The organism is Flavobacterium sp. HJSW_4 (genome assembly GCF_042436695.1).
Classification (GTDB): Bacteria; Bacteroidota; Bacteroidia; order Flavobacteriales; family Flavobacteriaceae; genus Flavobacterium.
The window spans coordinates 1-16,127 of sequence record NZ_JBHNPP010000042.1 but is presented as its reverse complement, the minus strand read 5'-3'; the positions used below and the strand labels follow the sequence as shown (position 1 = coordinate 16,127).

10 protein-coding genes are annotated in these 16,127 nt (G+C 34.3%); 3 read left to right on the top strand and 7 right to left on the bottom strand.

Annotated features, from left to right (window positions below):
* Positions 1 to 138 precede the first annotated feature (138 nt).
* The 6 genes from ACE01P_RS22550 to ACE01P_RS22525 all read right to left on the bottom strand — a co-directional run bounded on the left by ACE01P_RS22550 (position 139) and on the right by ACE01P_RS22525 (position 9,381).
* Positions 139 to 4,230 (bottom strand): two-component regulator propeller domain-containing protein, encoded by a 4,092-nt coding sequence (locus ACE01P_RS22550; RefSeq protein WP_379701312.1) that lies wholly within the window; start codon positions 4,228 to 4,230, stop codon positions 139 to 141.
* 263 nt (positions 4,231 to 4,493) lie between these two features.
* Positions 4,494 to 6,122: a hypothetical protein gene (locus ACE01P_RS22545; RefSeq protein WP_379701310.1), complete on the bottom strand. Its 1,629-nt coding sequence runs from the start codon at positions 6,120 to 6,122 to the stop codon at positions 4,494 to 4,496.
* 101 nt (positions 6,123 to 6,223) lie between these two features.
* Positions 6,224 to 7,408 carry a mannonate dehydratase gene (gene uxuA / locus ACE01P_RS22540; protein ID WP_379701309.1) on the bottom strand — a complete coding sequence of 395 codons (1,185 nt, stop codon included), beginning with the start codon at positions 7,406 to 7,408 and terminating at the stop codon, positions 6,224 to 6,226.
* 23 nt (positions 7,409 to 7,431) lie between these two features.
* Positions 7,432 to 8,244 (bottom strand): SDR family oxidoreductase, encoded by an 813-nt coding sequence (locus ACE01P_RS22535; RefSeq protein WP_379701307.1) that lies wholly within the window; start codon positions 8,242 to 8,244, stop codon positions 7,432 to 7,434.
* A gap of 21 nt (positions 8,245 to 8,265) precedes the next feature.
* Positions 8,266 to 8,928, bottom strand: coding sequence for a bifunctional 4-hydroxy-2-oxoglutarate aldolase/2-dehydro-3-deoxy-phosphogluconate aldolase (locus ACE01P_RS22530; RefSeq protein WP_379701306.1), 663 nt, complete (start codon positions 8,926 to 8,928; stop codon positions 8,266 to 8,268).
* 3 nt (positions 8,929 to 8,931) lie between these two features.
* Positions 8,932 to 9,381: a YhcH/YjgK/YiaL family protein gene (locus ACE01P_RS22525; RefSeq protein WP_379701305.1), complete on the bottom strand. Its 450-nt coding sequence runs from the start codon at positions 9,379 to 9,381 to the stop codon at positions 8,932 to 8,934.
* A 120-nt stretch (positions 9,382 to 9,501) separates the two neighbouring features.
* Between ACE01P_RS22525 and ACE01P_RS22520 the strand changes: the two genes are divergently transcribed.
* On the top strand, positions 9,502 to 10,572 hold the full coding sequence (locus tag ACE01P_RS22520) for a substrate-binding domain-containing protein (protein ID WP_379701327.1): 1,071 nt from the start codon (positions 9,502 to 9,504) through the stop codon (positions 10,570 to 10,572).
* A 209-nt stretch (positions 10,573 to 10,781) separates the two neighbouring features.
* Here ACE01P_RS22520 and ACE01P_RS22515 read toward each other — a convergent pair whose 3' ends face one another.
* Positions 10,782 to 11,945 carry a DUF4861 family protein gene (locus ACE01P_RS22515; protein ID WP_379701303.1) on the bottom strand — a complete coding sequence of 388 codons (1,164 nt, stop codon included), beginning with the start codon at positions 11,943 to 11,945 and terminating at the stop codon, positions 10,782 to 10,784.
* Between the two features lie 208 nt (positions 11,946 to 12,153).
* Between ACE01P_RS22515 and ACE01P_RS22510 the strand changes: the two genes are divergently transcribed.
* Both ACE01P_RS22510 and ACE01P_RS22505 read left to right on the top strand, forming a co-directional pair.
* Positions 12,154 to 12,789, top strand: a complete 636-nt coding sequence (locus ACE01P_RS22510) for an HAD family hydrolase (protein WP_379701302.1) — start codon at positions 12,154 to 12,156, stop codon at positions 12,787 to 12,789.
* A 404-nt stretch (positions 12,790 to 13,193) separates the two neighbouring features.
* Positions 13,194 to 16,121 (top strand): triple tyrosine motif-containing protein, encoded by a 2,928-nt coding sequence (locus ACE01P_RS22505; RefSeq protein WP_379701300.1) that lies wholly within the window; start codon positions 13,194 to 13,196, stop codon positions 16,119 to 16,121.
* Positions 16,122 to 16,127: the final 6 nt, after the last annotated feature.

Below are 16,127 nucleotides of genomic sequence, written 5' to 3'. Positions count from 1 at the left end.
GAAAATTTGCAGCAATAAGAATTTTGTTTTTTTGATTTTCATATCACAAATGTATAGGGCGAGAAAGAAATAGAAATACAAAAAAGGGTATCTAAAAATACAGATACCCTTTTTAAAGCCTTTAAAAATGCGGATTGTTTAAAAAACCGTCGAAGATTTATAAAATTTGTCGGCGTATTGTGATGGAGTTTCGCCGTACTTTTTCTGAAAGCATTTGCTAAAGTATTTCGGATTATTGAAACCGACTTTATAACTGATTTCAGAAACGGTTAATTTATTTTGTTCTAATAATTGAGCCGCACGTTTTAATCTGATTTCATGAATAAATTCATTTGGCGTGCAATTCGTCCAAGCTTTGATTTTTAAAAATAACATCGTACGGCTGACACCTAATTCGGAACAGAAAAACGGAATATCAAATTGTTCGTTTGAAATGTTTTCTTCCACAATTTTAAATGCTTTTTTCAACAATTCTTCATCCAAAGAAGAAACCGTGATTTCAGACGGAATAAAACTGTCTTCGCTTGAAAACTTGATTCTCAAACGTTCAGTCGTGTTCAAAAGGTTTTTTACGCGAAGTCTGAATTCCATTAAATTGAATGGTTTACTGATATAATCGTCGGCACCGCTTTCTAATCCTTCAAATTTGTAAACCAATGAAGATCTCGAAGTCAGCAAAATAACTGGAATATGACTCGTTTTGATATTTTCTTTGATTTTCGAACAAAGCTCAGTTCCAACCATTTCTGGCATGATAACATCACTGATAATCAAATTCGGAACAAATTTTAAAGCTTTTTCCAAAGCTATTTTACCATTTTCGGCTTCAATAATGTTGTAGTCTTTTTTAAGAAGGTTTTTCATGAACTTTCTCAAGACTTTATGATCTTCAACAAGTAGAATCGTTTGTTTTTCTTCGTTTACAATTAAATCTTCGATGTCATCATTTTCAACAATTTCCGAAGTTTCCAATTGTGCAGAGTATTGTTCAATATCATCACTGATTTTAAAGTCTGAAATAATTTCACTGTCCAGAAGATGTTCGCATCCAAGCGGTAAAGTCACTTTAAAAATAACGCCACCAGTAGTTTTGTTGGTAACATCGATTTTTCCTTTATGCAATTCGACAATATTTTTTACAATCGAAAGTCCGATTCCAGTGCCTTTATTGTAGTTTTTCTGAACCTGATTGTGCATCGGAATTTCAAAAAACAAATCAAAAATCTTATCAATATGTTCTTCAGAAATTCCAACTCCAGAATCTTCAACGGCAATAAACAGATTTTGTTGATCGTGATTGATTTTGACTTTAATAGAACCGCCTTTTGGAGTGTATCTAAAAGCATTAGAAATTAAATTATAGAAAACACGCTCCAATTTATATCGATCAAAATAAACAAGAATTTCTTCGTTTTCAGTTTCAAACGAATAATCATAACCGCCGTCTTTGGCATATTCGATAAACGATAAAAAGATTTCTTTGGTGAATTTGATAATGTTCCCGTTTGCAGATTCTAATGAAACTTGATGATTTTCCAGTTTTCTAAAATCCATTAAACGATTAATCAAGCTCAACAAATGATTCGCGCTTCCTTCAATAACCAAAAGCTTTTTATACATTTCGTTGGTTCCGTTATAATCGGCCAAAATTTGCTGTAAAGGACCTAAAATCAAAGTTAAAGGCGTTCTGAATTCGTGCGAAATATTTGTAAAGAAATCTAATTTCAGTTTATTGTTTTCTTCAATTCGCTGTGTTTCTAGATATTCTAGTTCAAGTTTTTGTTTTAATCTGGCTTTCGATTTCATAATCCAAATCAAACCATATAAACCTAAACCAATTATAATTCCGTACAACATAAATGCCCAAATACTGCGCCATGGAGCTGGATTTACAACAACGGTTAAAGTTGTCGGAGTCTGATTCCAAACGCCATCATTATTGGCTCCACGAACTTCAAAAGTATACGTTCCTGCATTTTGAATAGCAAAATTAGCTTCGCTGTTTTTTGTCGTTGTCCAGTTATTTTCCAAACCAACCAAACGGTAACTGTATTGGTTATTTTTAGATCGAATGTAATTCGGAATAGCAAAACTGATCGAGAAATTTGCTTTATCATAATCCAAAGTAATGTTTGGTGTAAAACCGATACTTTGGTCTAAAATTCCATCTTTGTCATGCGCGTTTACCGTTTCGTTTTTAATTTTCAGATCGGTAATTAAAACTTGTGGAGCATAATTATTTAAAGAGATTTTTGTGGCATCGAAAAAGGTTGCGCCAGACGGACTTCCGAAATAAAACTCATTGGATCCTAATTTTAAAGCCGAATTATCATTGAATTCATTACTCGCCAAACCATCTTTCTGATCGTAAATTACAATTGATTTTTTAATCGTATTGTATTTTATAATTCCTTGATTGGTACTGATCCATAAGTTCTTATCATCGTCTTCTAAAATCGAATGGATAGAAGTAATAACCGTATTTCCAATTCTAAGATTGATTTTAGAGAATTTTTTTCCATCAAAAACATAAAGTCCTTTCGCTTTTGTACCAACCCAGATTTTATTTTGAGAATCTTCAAATAAAGTCAAAATATCATCGCCCGACAAAGCCGAATGATCGTAAAAGAAATGTTGTATTTGATAGTTCTTCGGATTAAAATTTCGAAGAGAAATACGATTCAAACCATTTTGTGTTCCCAACCAAATCGAATTCTGCTTGTCAATCAAAATACTGCGAACCATATTATTGGTTAGAAAAGCAGGTTTAGAAATATCATTTCCAATAATTTGAAAAGTTTTGTCTGAAGTATTATAACGAATTAAACCTTTACCAAAAGTTCCAATCCATAAGATTTTATTTTCCGCTTTAAGCGAATAAACACCACTTTCCTTCAATAATTCGATTAAATCTGGTACAATTCTGTTGTCTTCAATTCGTTTAGAAATAGTGTTGTAAGCCGATAATCCTTTAGAAAAAGTTCCAATCCATAAAATATGATCGTCTGCGAGACACATCGCTTTAATGTCATTTTTATTCGATTGCCCAGTTTTGCTGTTAATGTAACTTACGGCATCGGTATTTTTATTGTAAATCGTAATTCCGCCGCCTTCAGTTCCAAAATAAATGTTCTCATTTTTATCTGAAATAATAGAACTCACGACATCAAAGCTCATCGGAATCTTTTTCGAATTCTGATTGTAATTAGAGAAATTTACATTTGAAACATCCCAAAGATTCACGCCTTTGTAATAACAGCCAATCCAAATCGAACCTTTTTTATCCATAAAAACCGATTTTACCTTATCGATTCCGTTGCTGTTATTCGTGTTATTGATTTTCTGCAGACTTTTATCTTGACCTAAAATGTAAATTCCGTCGTACGCTCCAATCCATAAAGAACCTTGATTGTCAATTAGTAAAGAACGAATGTCGGTATTAATTTCTCGATATTTTTCAGCTGGTAAAAACGAAACAAAAGCTTTTTCTTTCTGATCGAATTTTAAAAGTCCTTTATTCTTTGTTCCGACCCATAAATTACCGTCTTTATCTTCAATAACCGATTGTACGTTTAATAAATCGGTTGTATTTAAAGGATAATTTTTGAAAGTTAATTTGCCATTTTTTCGACTTGTTAATTGACATAAACCTTTCGTAGTTCCAATCCAGATTTCGCCTTTTTTAGTTTTTAAAATGCTCAGAATGTTATTGCTAGGAAGGGTAGAAGCATCATCATCTGAATGGAAAACCGAAGTAAACAATCCCGATTTTTTATTGTAAATCGCTAATCCTTTTGAAGTTCCAAACCACATTTCTCCACCAATTTCTTTCATGCTCCAAACAGCATTATTACTAATTGTGTGATTGGCTTTGGTATGAAGATATCTTGTAAAACGATTTGAAACGGGATCATAGCAGTTGAGTCCATTGTAAGTTCCAACCCAGATTTTTCCAGAATTGTCTTCTTCAATCGCTAAAATATCATTGTTACTGATGGAATATTTATCAGAAGTATCATTTCTGAAAATCGTAAATCGGCTTCCATCATATTTATTTAAACCATCGCGGGTTCCAAACCACATTTGTCCAAATTTATCCTGATGAATCGCAATAACAGAACTCTGCGAAAGCCCGTCGGTAGTAGAGAAATTTTTAAGACGGTATTTATTTTGGGAGAATAAGTTCCCAGAAATAAAAAGTAAAACTAGAAAGACGCTCGTGTATTTCATAGTGTGTTTTTTTAGGTTCAAAGTTGCAGAGTTTTGCTTATTATTTTAGTCTCGCAAAGGCGCTAAGACGCAAAGTTTTATATGTTCATTTGACTAATTAAGTACTGTTTGTCATTTCGACGAAGGAGAAATCTCCGCAAGTAACTCCGCTACAATAAGCCAATCTTTGTCGAGCTTCTTGCGGAGATTTCTCCTTTGTCGAAATGACAAAAATGAGAAAAAACGTTGTGTCTTAGCTCCCGATAACTATCGGGATTGCGAGATTATTTCAATCGCTTTTTCAGCTGATAATCATACAGAGACGGAATCTTTTCAATTGGCATATTCAAAAATTCAACATAAGGATCAATATCGTATTTGATTTCAAATTTCGTATTTCCATGAACACCAATAATTCTGGCTAAAGCGCCGTCTTTCATTCCATACAATAAAACGGGTTTTGATGTATCTGGATTTTCAACTTGAACATTCAAATTCCAAAATGTACTGAAAGGTCCGTGAGAAGGTTTCCAGTAATCCGCACCGCCGCCGCCAAATAAGGCGTAACTATTGTTTTTATCTGCTTTTAAGTGAACCGTAATATTATCAAATAAGTTTTGGTGATTCGCTCCCGAATGTTGGTCTAAAACAGGATCTGTAAAAATTTCGCAGTTTTGATACACGTTTTTAGTCGCAAAAGTGTTGAAACTTAACGGATGAACTGCCGAGTTATAGATTTTCAGATTCTTAACCAAAATATTATGAACGCCACCTAAAGTTACGGTATAATGTGCTAAGTGCGGACCGTCAGTCGTAATATCTTGAATGGTAACGTTAGCAACTTCTTCGGCTAAAATTCCGCTATCAGCATTAGTGATTTTTACATCTTTAACCCAGCTATTGAAAAGACGTGTTAAGAAAATCCCGTTATTTCCGGGTTCAACGTGATGCGCCACTCTTGGAATATCAGGAAAAGTAAAACGAAGATGTTCAATTCCGACTTCATTTAAATGTTTCCATTCTACCAATTGCGCCTGATAACTCGGTTTTATCGAAATAGTCAAAGGTGTTTTTAAAGTGATTTTAGAACCAGAAATTTTAGTGATTTCAACCTGCTGTCTCACAATCGGAAGTTTTGGAAATTTCCAATGATGCGAACCTGGTTTTACTTTAGCTCCTTGATATAAATCTTTGATGATTTCGCCGTTTTCGCCATCTTTATTAAACAATTGCAATTCGACAACATCGCCAACTTTCAAGCCTTTTAGATCAGAAACCGTGATAACATGTTCACCCATTTTCCCCGAACTCACTCTCGCCAACGGATTCGATTCTGGTTCGTATTTATCGAGATACGATTTTACTCGTTCGCCAGGAACTTGTGTCCAAATAAAACCGCCAGACCATGCATATTGCGAAAAAGGAAGATCGATGTTGTTTTCGGGTTCGCGTTGTCTTTTGTCGAAAGTGGTTAAATATTCTCGAAGTTCAGCCAAAACTTCAGAATCTTTAAGATACATCATTGGTCTTGGACAATAAATTTCGGTTCCGTTTTCGGCAGAGCCAGCGCCTCGAAGCACAAAATTACTTCTTTCGATATACAAAATATCGCTTAAAATAATTCGTCCAGCAGGCAATTGCAGAATTATATTTCCTTCAACGGTATTTGCTGCTTTAAAAGCTTTTAAAAGTGCTTTTGAATCGTCTAGATTATCATTGGCTTTTACTCCAAAATCAACCGCATTGATGACTTTTCCATTAGCTTGAGGAATTTGACTTTCGCCGAAATGATAACCTGCGTAACTAAAATCTGGAAGATAATCGGTTTTTGAAGTAATAATTTTAGGTAATTCTTGCGCCATTAAGGTATTCATGAAAAGACCGCAGGATATAAGAATGGTTTGGCGAATCATGGTTTGTGGTTTTTGTGGTTAGTTAGTTTTTTTTACCGCAAAGGCGCAAAGCACGCAAAGTTTAAATTTCCTTGCGTTCTTTGCGCCTTTGCGGTTAATTTTTAAACGGATCGTTTGATTCCAAGCTCAAGTCCGCGCAGTTCTGCAAGACCTCTTAAACGGCCAATAGCAGAATAACCCGGATTTGTTTTTTTCTTCAAATCATCCAACATTTGGTGTCCATGATCCGGACGCATTGGTAATTGGCTGTTGTTTCTTTTTTCCACTTCCAAAATTGCTTTTACAACTTCATACATATCAACATCTCCTTCAAGATGGTTTGCTTCGTAGAAACTTCCTTCTTCGTCGCGTTGCGTACTTCTTAAGTGAATAAAATTCATTTTATCGCCATGACGTCTTACAATTCCTGGTAAATCATTATCGGCGCGAACACCGTAAGAACCTGTACACATGGTAAATCCGTTTGATGGAGAAGGAGCAGCGTTCATTAATTCGATCAAATCCTCTTCTGTACTTACTACTCTAGGCAAACCTAAAATCGGATAAGGAGGATCATCAGGATGAATCGCCATCAAAACACCTTTACTTTCAGCAACTGGAATAATTTCTTTCAAAAAATGAAAAAGATTATTCTTTAAAGCTTGTCTGTCAATATGATTGTAAGCGCTCAATGTTACCAAGAAATCTTCAACAGAATAAGCTTCTTCAGCACCCGGAAGTCCAGCCAAAATGTTTTGCTGTAATTTTACTTTATCTTCGGCAGACATGGCTTCAAAATAGCTTTTTGCTTTTTGTTTTTGCTCTTCCGAATACTCGTTTTCTGCACCTGGTCTTTTTAAAATATGCAATTCAAAAGCAGCGAAAGCATTGATATCAAAACGTAAAGCTTTTGAACCATCTTCAACTGTGTATGATAAATCAGTTCGTGACCAATCTAAAACAGGCATGAAATTATAGCAAACACATTTAATGCCGCATAAAGCTAAATTTCTAATGCTTTCTTTATAGTTTTCAATGTATTCTAAATAATTCCCAGTCTGTTTTTTAATGTCTTCGTGAACCGGAATACTTTCTACAACCGACCAAGTCAAACCAGAAGCACCTTTTTTAGGATCTCCGTCTTCGTGTTCGATTTCAACTTTTCTCTTAATGATTTCATCAATGCTCCAAACTTGTCCATTTGGAATATGGTGTAAAGCCGTTACAATTCCGGTTGCGCCAGTTTGTTTAATATCTTGTAAAGAAACAGGATCATTTGGTCCGAACCATCTTAATGTTTGTTCCATTTTTGTGTAATTATTTTAATGTTTTAAATACTTGTAGCAGCGAAACCACCATCTACTTTTAATGTTATTCCCGTTACGAATTTTGACATATCGCTGCATAAGAATAAAAGCGCACCGTCAATATCTTCTGGCGAACCAAATCTTCCCATTGGCGTATGATCGATGATTTTTTCTCCTCTTGGCGTTAGTTTTCCTTCTGGAGTCAGTAACAAAGCACGGTTTTGTTCTCCAATGAAAAATCCTGGAGAAATGGCATTTACACGAATTCCTTCTCCGTATTTTTGAGCCAATTCAACCGCCATCCATTGTGTAAAATTATCAATTGCCGCTTTTGAAGCTGAATAACCAACCACTCTCGTTAAAGGTCTTTGTGCCGATGCGGAAGAAATGTTGATGATATTTCCTGATTTCTGCTTCGCAAAAAGTTCAGAAAAAACCTGAGTTGGAAGCATCGTTCCGATAATATTCAAGTCAATCACTTTTTGCAAATCATCGCTTTTCATATCATAAATTGCCTGATCTGGCTGAATCGTTGCGCCTGGCATATTTCCGCCTGCAGCATTAATTAAAATATCAAGACGACCGTATTTTTCAACGATAGAATCTTTAATTTTTTCTAACTCTTCTTTAACCAAAACATTTGCCTGAACAGCAAAACCTTTTCCGCCGTTTGCTTCAATAGCTTTTACAGTGCTTTCTGCTTTCTCAAGTGACTGAGAAACGATTCCGACAATAACGCCCTGTTTCGCCAATACATTTGCAAAATTGCTTCCTAAAACTCCAGCACCTCCTGTAATCAGTGCAATCTTACCTTTTAGATTGAATATTGAATCCATTATTTTTTTAATTTTAAATTTTTAACCTCTAATCGCTTCAATCAAATCCAAAACCCTTTTGGTTTCTTTTTCGATTGTATCGTAAGCGCCATATTCCATTACTTCTTTACTAATTAATTTGCTTCCCATTCCAACAGCAGAAACACCTGCATTAAACCAAGTTTCTATGCTTTGGCGTGTTGTATCGACACCGCCAGTTGGCATGAAAATTAAGTTTGGAAAAACATCTCTTATGCCACTCATAAAATCTGGCCCTAAGATATTTCCAGGGAAAAGTTTAATGAATTTTACTCCAGCATTTTCAGCTGCAATAATTTCAGTCGGAGTCATACAACCCGGAGCGTACAGCACTTCTTTAGAAATTAAAAATGAAGCTACTTCGGGAACAAAACCAGGACTGATAAAAAAGTCGGCTCCAGCTAAATAATAGGTTTCTGCTTGCGCTAAATTTTTTATGGTTCCAATACCTAAAAGCATTCCCGGCATTTCAGCATTTTGTACTTCAATCATTTTTTTGAAATTAGAAAGTGCTTCTGGGCCACGGCTTGTATACTCAACTGCTCTAATTCCAACATTATATAATGTTTTTAAAATAGCAATACTTTTGCTTTCATCGGCATTGAAATACAACGGAAGCATTCCTTGTTTTACAATAACATCAATAGAATTCTGAATGCTGCTCATAACTTATTTTTTTACTTTGATGACAATTTTTTTCAGTGTTCCTTCGCCAATCATTGCAGTATGAACATCTTCTGGAAATAAGATTGCAAATTGTTTTTCTTGCATTTCAAAAAACGTATCTGGTGCATCATGGAAAAATCGAACGTCTCTTTCATCACTGTAATCGCCATTTGGATTCACACATTTTTCTCTCGGTTTCCACGCAAAAGTCTCAGGCCCTTTAATCGAAATCTGAATATCGATGTTTTTATCATGACATTCGAATCCTTTTACAGCTTCTTCTTTTGTGTTTCCTTGCCCTACAATTACAATTAATTTTAATCCTTCACCAATTTCGTAAGCGCCTTCTTCAAGATTGGCAATGTCATTTTGGTTTACATAATCAAAAGCTTTCTTGAAATTTGGATGTAAACCATAGTATTTCGGAGCGTTATGTAATGAATCTAGTATCATTTTAGTTCGTTTTATTTTTGTTTCTTGATGTTATGTGTATATTTGCGTGTGCGTACACGGTATTTTACAAATGTATGGAAAATGTGATGTAAAACAACTTATTTTTGATAAAATAAATTAATTTTACCCAACTGCTTTTATTTTTTTAACTTAAAAAGAATCAATATCATAACTATAAAAAAAATTGCCGAATTAGCCAATGTTTCTGCCGGAACTGTCGACAGGATTATACACAAACGCGGACAAGTGGCGCAAGAGACCGTTGATAAGGTCAATGCGATAATTGAAGAGTTTGGGTATACCCGAAACATTTTGGCAAGTAATCTGGCTTTGAATAAAAAGTTTCACTTTGCTGTTTTTCTCCCAAAATCGGAAACTTTGGAATATTGGAAAAGTCAGGTTGAAGGAATTGAAAAAGCAGCTTTGGAATTCAGCAAATTCGGAATTGTTTTAGATTATTTTTTCTACGATTATAATCTGGCATCGTTTAAAGAATCTGCACAAAAAGTATTGGAATTTGATTGCGACGGACTTTTATTTGCGCCAATTTTCTATGAAGATTCTGTTCAGTTTTTAAAGGAATATGAAAAGAAGAACACTCCGATTGTGATGATCGATTCGAATATTTCGGAAGAAAACGAACATGCTTACGTCGGGCAAGATGCTTTTCAAAGCGGCTATTTGGCTGGAAGATTAATTAGTTTTGCGGTAAAAAATGAGCGTCAAGTTTTAATTTTTAAAATTACAAGAGAGATCGAAAGTACGTCTGTGTATCAACAACGTATAAAAGGTTTTTACTCATATTTTGAAGATCATAATGAATTGACCAATTTCAAATTTTCCGAGTTTTCCTTAAAAGATTCGGGAATCGATCAGCTGAATTTGGAAATGTTTTCTGGTGTAAACAGTGTTTTCGTACCGAATTCAAGAGCTTATATTGTCGCTGAGTTTTTAGAAAAAAACAATATAAAAGGCGTTCGAATTATTGGTTTTGATTTATTGAAAGAAAACATAGAATACTTAAATAAAGGTGTAATTGATTTCTTAATCAACCAAAGGCCAGAAGATCAGGGGTATATGGGAATTAATTATTTGTATAAAAAACTGGTTCTTCAAGAAGAAACGGAACGAACGCATTATATTCCGTTGGAGATTATTCTGAAGGAGAATTATTTTCCTGTTAAGCGATAGTTTTTTTATAAGGCGATATTTTTGCCACAAAGGCGCTAAGGCACAAAGTTTTTTTAAGCCACAGATTAAATGATTTATTTCACGCAGATTTTAAAAGATTTAAGCAGATTTGTTTTAAATAAAAATCTGAATTAAATCTGCTTAAATCTTTTAAAATCTGCGTGAAACAAAAAAATCTTCGTGTCTTAGTGCCTTAGCGGCAAAAAAAGCTATTTCTTAACCTTCACAATCAAAGGATTATTAATCTTCTCCGAAAAAGCACTCAAATATTTTTCCCAGTCTTGTTTAGTTTGAAACGGACTTCCTTTTTTCCATCCAAAACCAACGTAATAAACAGCTTTGTTGTTCTTAACCGAAATGTTTCCGTATAAATTGCTCAAATCTTTTTCATCTGTAACATGATGATCAAAACTGATTAAATTGCCTTTTGGAACAACCAAACCTGTTCCAATTTCTGAATCGTCGATTGGCTCCCAATAACTTAGCCAGCCTTCTTTTAAATTAGTCCCAATTGTTCCTTTTTTATCATGAAGCGTTAAACCTGCAGAAATAGTTTTTGCGCCAGAAATATTAATTTCAAAACGAGAAAGCTGACTTCCATAATCCAAACTGATTAATTTCGATTCGGTTATTTTATTTCCTTTTGCATCCCAATCGGCATAAGTTAAAATAAAACTCGTTCTAATTGGGCCAGTTGTAATGGTTTTCCAGCTGATGAAATTCTTCGAAAAATAATATTTTCCGTCAACGTTTACTGCAATTCCGCCCACGCCGCGACTGTCGCCCACGTGAAAATTATCTAAACCTTCGCCTGTATCTTTATGATAAGTTCCAGTTCCGTTTGTGGCTTTTTCGTACCATTTATTAATGATCGGATAATCGACTCTTTTTAGCCATGCATCAATTCCACTAGTTAATGTTCCGCCTGCGACATTGTCTTCAACCATTTTTTGCGCGACTGGGCCGTAAGTTCTAAAAGCGACTTTATTGTTTTCCCAAGCATAATCGTCTGTACGCTCTGGAACAAAACGAGAATAACAATTCGCAATTTTTGAAGCTGTTGGATTGGTTCCGACTAAAACTTCAAAATCCTGTTTGGATGAAGCTTTAATTTTAGGTTGGAATAAAAGCAAATCTGCATTTCCGTCGCCATCGTTATCTACAGTTTGTGTTTCTAAAAATATATTTCCATTTTTTATTGCAAAATCTTCTAGTTTAGCATTAGCCGCTAATCCAAGAGATTTTTTGGTTAATTCGATCGTTTCAAACTCGCGATCCACTTTTAAATTATTGGTAACCGTAATGATTTTATTCTGAGAAAAAGCCGTGAAATTAGCTGTCAGAATGATTATGATAAAAAGATGTTTTTTCAAAATTCTTTGGTTTTAATATTTTAAAAAATAGGTTTGATAGGAATATAAAAGTACAAATCAAAACGGAATTGAAAATACAGAATAGGTATAATTCTGTACAGAATGCTGAAAATGAGAAAGTAAAGTTTGAATTAGAATAGATTATTTTTCCGTAATTTACATTGCTTTGTTTTTTGGACAAAACGTAATTAAATGAAAATCAGTAAAAATGGTTAAATGTATAATTTTCGATTGTGACGGAGTTTTAGTCGACACAGAAAAAATCGGTAACGGAATTTTGCTTGCAATGGCGCAAGAACACGGATTCGAAATGGAACTCGAAGACGCTTATCGTCATTTTAACGGACGAAATTTAAAAGATTGTTTCCTTCATATTGAAGAAGCAATCGATCAAAAATTGCCGGACAATTTTGAAAATGAATATCGCGAAAAGAGTTTTGAAGCTTTTAAAACTCAAGTAAAACCAATGAAAGGTGTTGTTGATTTTATCGAAAAATTGACAATTCCGTATTGCGTGGCGTCAAGCGGGCCTGTGGAGAAAATTCGTTTGAATCTTGAAGTTGCGGGATTATTGGATAAATTCGAAAATAAAATATTTAGTTCCTACCAAATTGGAAGTTGGAAACCAGAACCAGGAATATTTTTGCACGCTGCTAAAGAAATGGGTTTTGAAGTAAAAGATTGTATTGTTTTAGAAGACAGTAAAGCGGGAGTAAAATCCGGGATTAGTGGCGGATTTAAAGTGTACGGTTTTGCAAATGGTTTCAATAATGAAGATCTGGAAGAAGAAGGAGCAGAGCTTTTTAGTTCTTATGAAGAGTTAAGTGAAAAACTTGGGTTTTAAGTTTTGGTTTCAGGTTTTTTGAGGTTTCAGGTTTCAGGTTTGTTGTGGTGGGCTTCGACTCCGCTCAGCCTGACAGAAGAATAAGTTTTTAAATTGTCTGCCTGAGCGAAGTCGAAGGCTTTCCGTTTTTAATTCTCAGTCAACTTTGACAAAGTTTATCATTGGAATTTAAAAATTTCACATTATCATATTCTCTTGTTTGAATGTAACTTGTTGCATTAAAATTAATTTTCTTATATTTGAGTTTGTACATTCGTTTTTTTAGTGAGCTTTTTATGATGAATTTGTAATGGTTTATTAGGAAAACGTTTGGATTTTCTTAGAAAATAGCTTTTCCCAAAGAGTTATTTTTTAAGCTTGTGATTTCCCAAGATCACAAAAACTAACCTACAGACACAAATTGAATGATGAAATTTAAAATTAGAATTTTACTTCTATCGCTTTTATTTTCTCCAATTATCAATTCCCAAATCAAAAAGATTGGAGTTCCTTTTATAGCCAATTATAATCCGAAAGCTTATAAAGCAGCATCTGAAAATTGGGATGTTTTGCAAGACTCAAAAGGCATGATGTTTTTTGCCAATCATTTTGGAATCATGCAGTTTGACGGCGTTCGCTGGGCAATTGTGACACAGCCAGAAAATAGAAGCATGGTTCGTTCAATGACAATCGACAAAAACGATAAAATGTACATTGGTGCTCAAGGCGATTTTGGATTTGTGATTCAATTTCCGAATGGGCAATATAAATATACTTCTTTGGTGAAATTGCTTCCTAAATCGGCTCGAAATTTTGGAGATGTTTTGCATACCGTCATTCGAAATAACGAAGTGATTTTTTTCTCTTACGAAAGGATTTTTATTTATAAAAATAATTCAATCAAGGTAATAGATGCCAAAACTACTTTTGATGATTTATTCGAAGTTGGAAAAGATATCTATGTTTCCGACAATGAAAAAGGATTATTAAAGCTGAAAGATGATAAATTAATCCCAGTAGAAAATGGTCAGAAGTTTGTTGGATTACAGGTGAGAAAGATTTTTCAAACCCAAAATGGACTTTTACTTTTAACTCAAAAGAATGGTCTTTTTACTTTTAGTGAAAATCAAATAAAGCCTTTTGTAACAGAAGTAGATCATTTGCTGAAACAAAATCAGATTTCGGCTGGAATTGAACTTTCTGATGGTTATTTCGGAATTGGAACACGTCAATCGGGGTTGATAGTTATAGATAGTGCGGGACATTTGATTCAGCATATTGATAAACAAATGGGACTTCAGAATGAATATGTGACCAATTTTAAGATCGATAAAGAAGGCAATTTGTGGGTAACGCTTAAAGGCGGAATTTCTCTGATTCAGATTTCGTCTCCATTATCCAAAATTATTGATGGCACTAATTCTGAAACCAAAATTTATTGCAGTCAGATTTATCAAAATAAATTGTATATCGGCACCGACAACGGCGTGTTTTGGCTGGATTGGGAAGCGTATAAAAGTGGAAAAAGAGAAAATGTAACTTTTCAGCACGTTTCTGGAATGTCTGAAAATGTTTGGAATGTGGGCGTTTTCGGCGATTCGTTATTGGCTTTTGAAAAAAACGGAATATTCGAAATCAATGGAAATTCCGCGAAAGCGTTGGCTAAAATAGACGGCGCTTGGCAGGGGATTCTAATTCCGAATCACCCTGATTTATTGCTTGTTGGCGGTTATACGGGATTGTATTTATTGAAAAAAATAAACGATTCCTGGGTTTTTCAGCATCGAATAAAAGGTTTTGAAGAAAGCAGCAGAATCATGGAAACCGATAATCAAGGAAATATTTGGATTGCTCACGGATACAAAGGAATTTACAAACTTAAATTCAATGCAACGTTTGATTCTGTCATTGATATTCAGTTTTATAATGATAAAAATGGTTTTCCGTCGAGTTTGTTTTTGAATACATTTAAAGTGGATAATCAGATTTTATTTGGAACAACAAAAGGCGTTTACAGACAAGATGTTTCTTCAAAAAAAATGATTCCAGATCCTGTTTTCAAGAAATATCTCGGATTGGAAAATCATATTAGATTGTTAAAACCAGACAATCACGATAATATTTGGTACGTTTCTGGCGAAAATACTGGAAAAATGAACAAACAGAAAAACGGAAGTTTTAAGGTTGAAGAACTTCCTTTTCGAAAACTTCGTTATTTATATGTTCCTGGTTTCGAGAATATTCAAACCACACAAAGTGGAGATGTTTTCTTCGGAACACAAGAAGGATTAATTCATTACAGCGCGATTAAAAACAAGAAATATCAAACGAAATATAAAGCAGTTATTTCAGAAGTAAAATGTATTTTTCCTAAAGACAGTTTGTTGTTTTCTAGTAGATATGACGTTCTTTCGAATAAAACAGGATCGGTAAATGATGAGTTTTCGGCTGTTTTGCCACATTCTAATAATGCGCTTCATTTTTCTTTTGCATCGCTTTGTTTTGATGATGCCGATGCTACAAAATACGAATATTGGCTGGAAGGTTTTGAACCGACTTGGTCCGATTATAGTCTTCAGACAGAGAAAGAATACACGAACTTACCTGAAAACGAATATGTTTTTCACGTAAGAGCAAAAAACATGTACGATGTGGTGAGTGAAGAAGCGGTTTTTCGATTTGAGGTTTTAGCGCCTTGGTATCGCACGACTTGGGCTTATATTTTGTATTTGTTGCTTTTTGGAGTTTTAATTTATACGATTATTAAATATCAAAAAGGAGTTGCAGAACGTGATCGCGAGCAGTTAATTCTGAATCAGGAGAAAGAATTGCTTCGAAATCGAGCGGAATTAAACGAACAGAAATTGGCTTTAGAAAAAGAAAATATGGCGATTGTTCGAGAAAATCTTCAAACCACAATCAATCTTAAAAATGCAAAAGTGGCTTCAAATACCGTCAATCTTATTCATTTGAATGAAATTTTGCTTTCAATAAAAGAATTAATCGGTCAGATTGATAAGAAAAACGATCCGAATGTAAACTTTAGTCTTCTGACGAAAATCAATAAATTAATCGATCACGAATTGCAGGGTGACAAGCATTGGAACGAATTTGAAGAAATTTTCAATCAATTGCATGATAATTTTATGCAGCGATTAAAATCGAGTTATCCAGAATTGACTCCACGCGATATGCGATTGTGTGCGTATCTGCGAATGAACTTCAATACAAAAGAAATTGCACCGCTTTTAGGAATTTCTGTTCGAGGTGTTGAAGACACGCGATACCGTATTCGCAAAAAACTGCAGCTTCCGTCAGATGTAAACATTACCGAATTTATTCTCAATTTCTAATTTTTA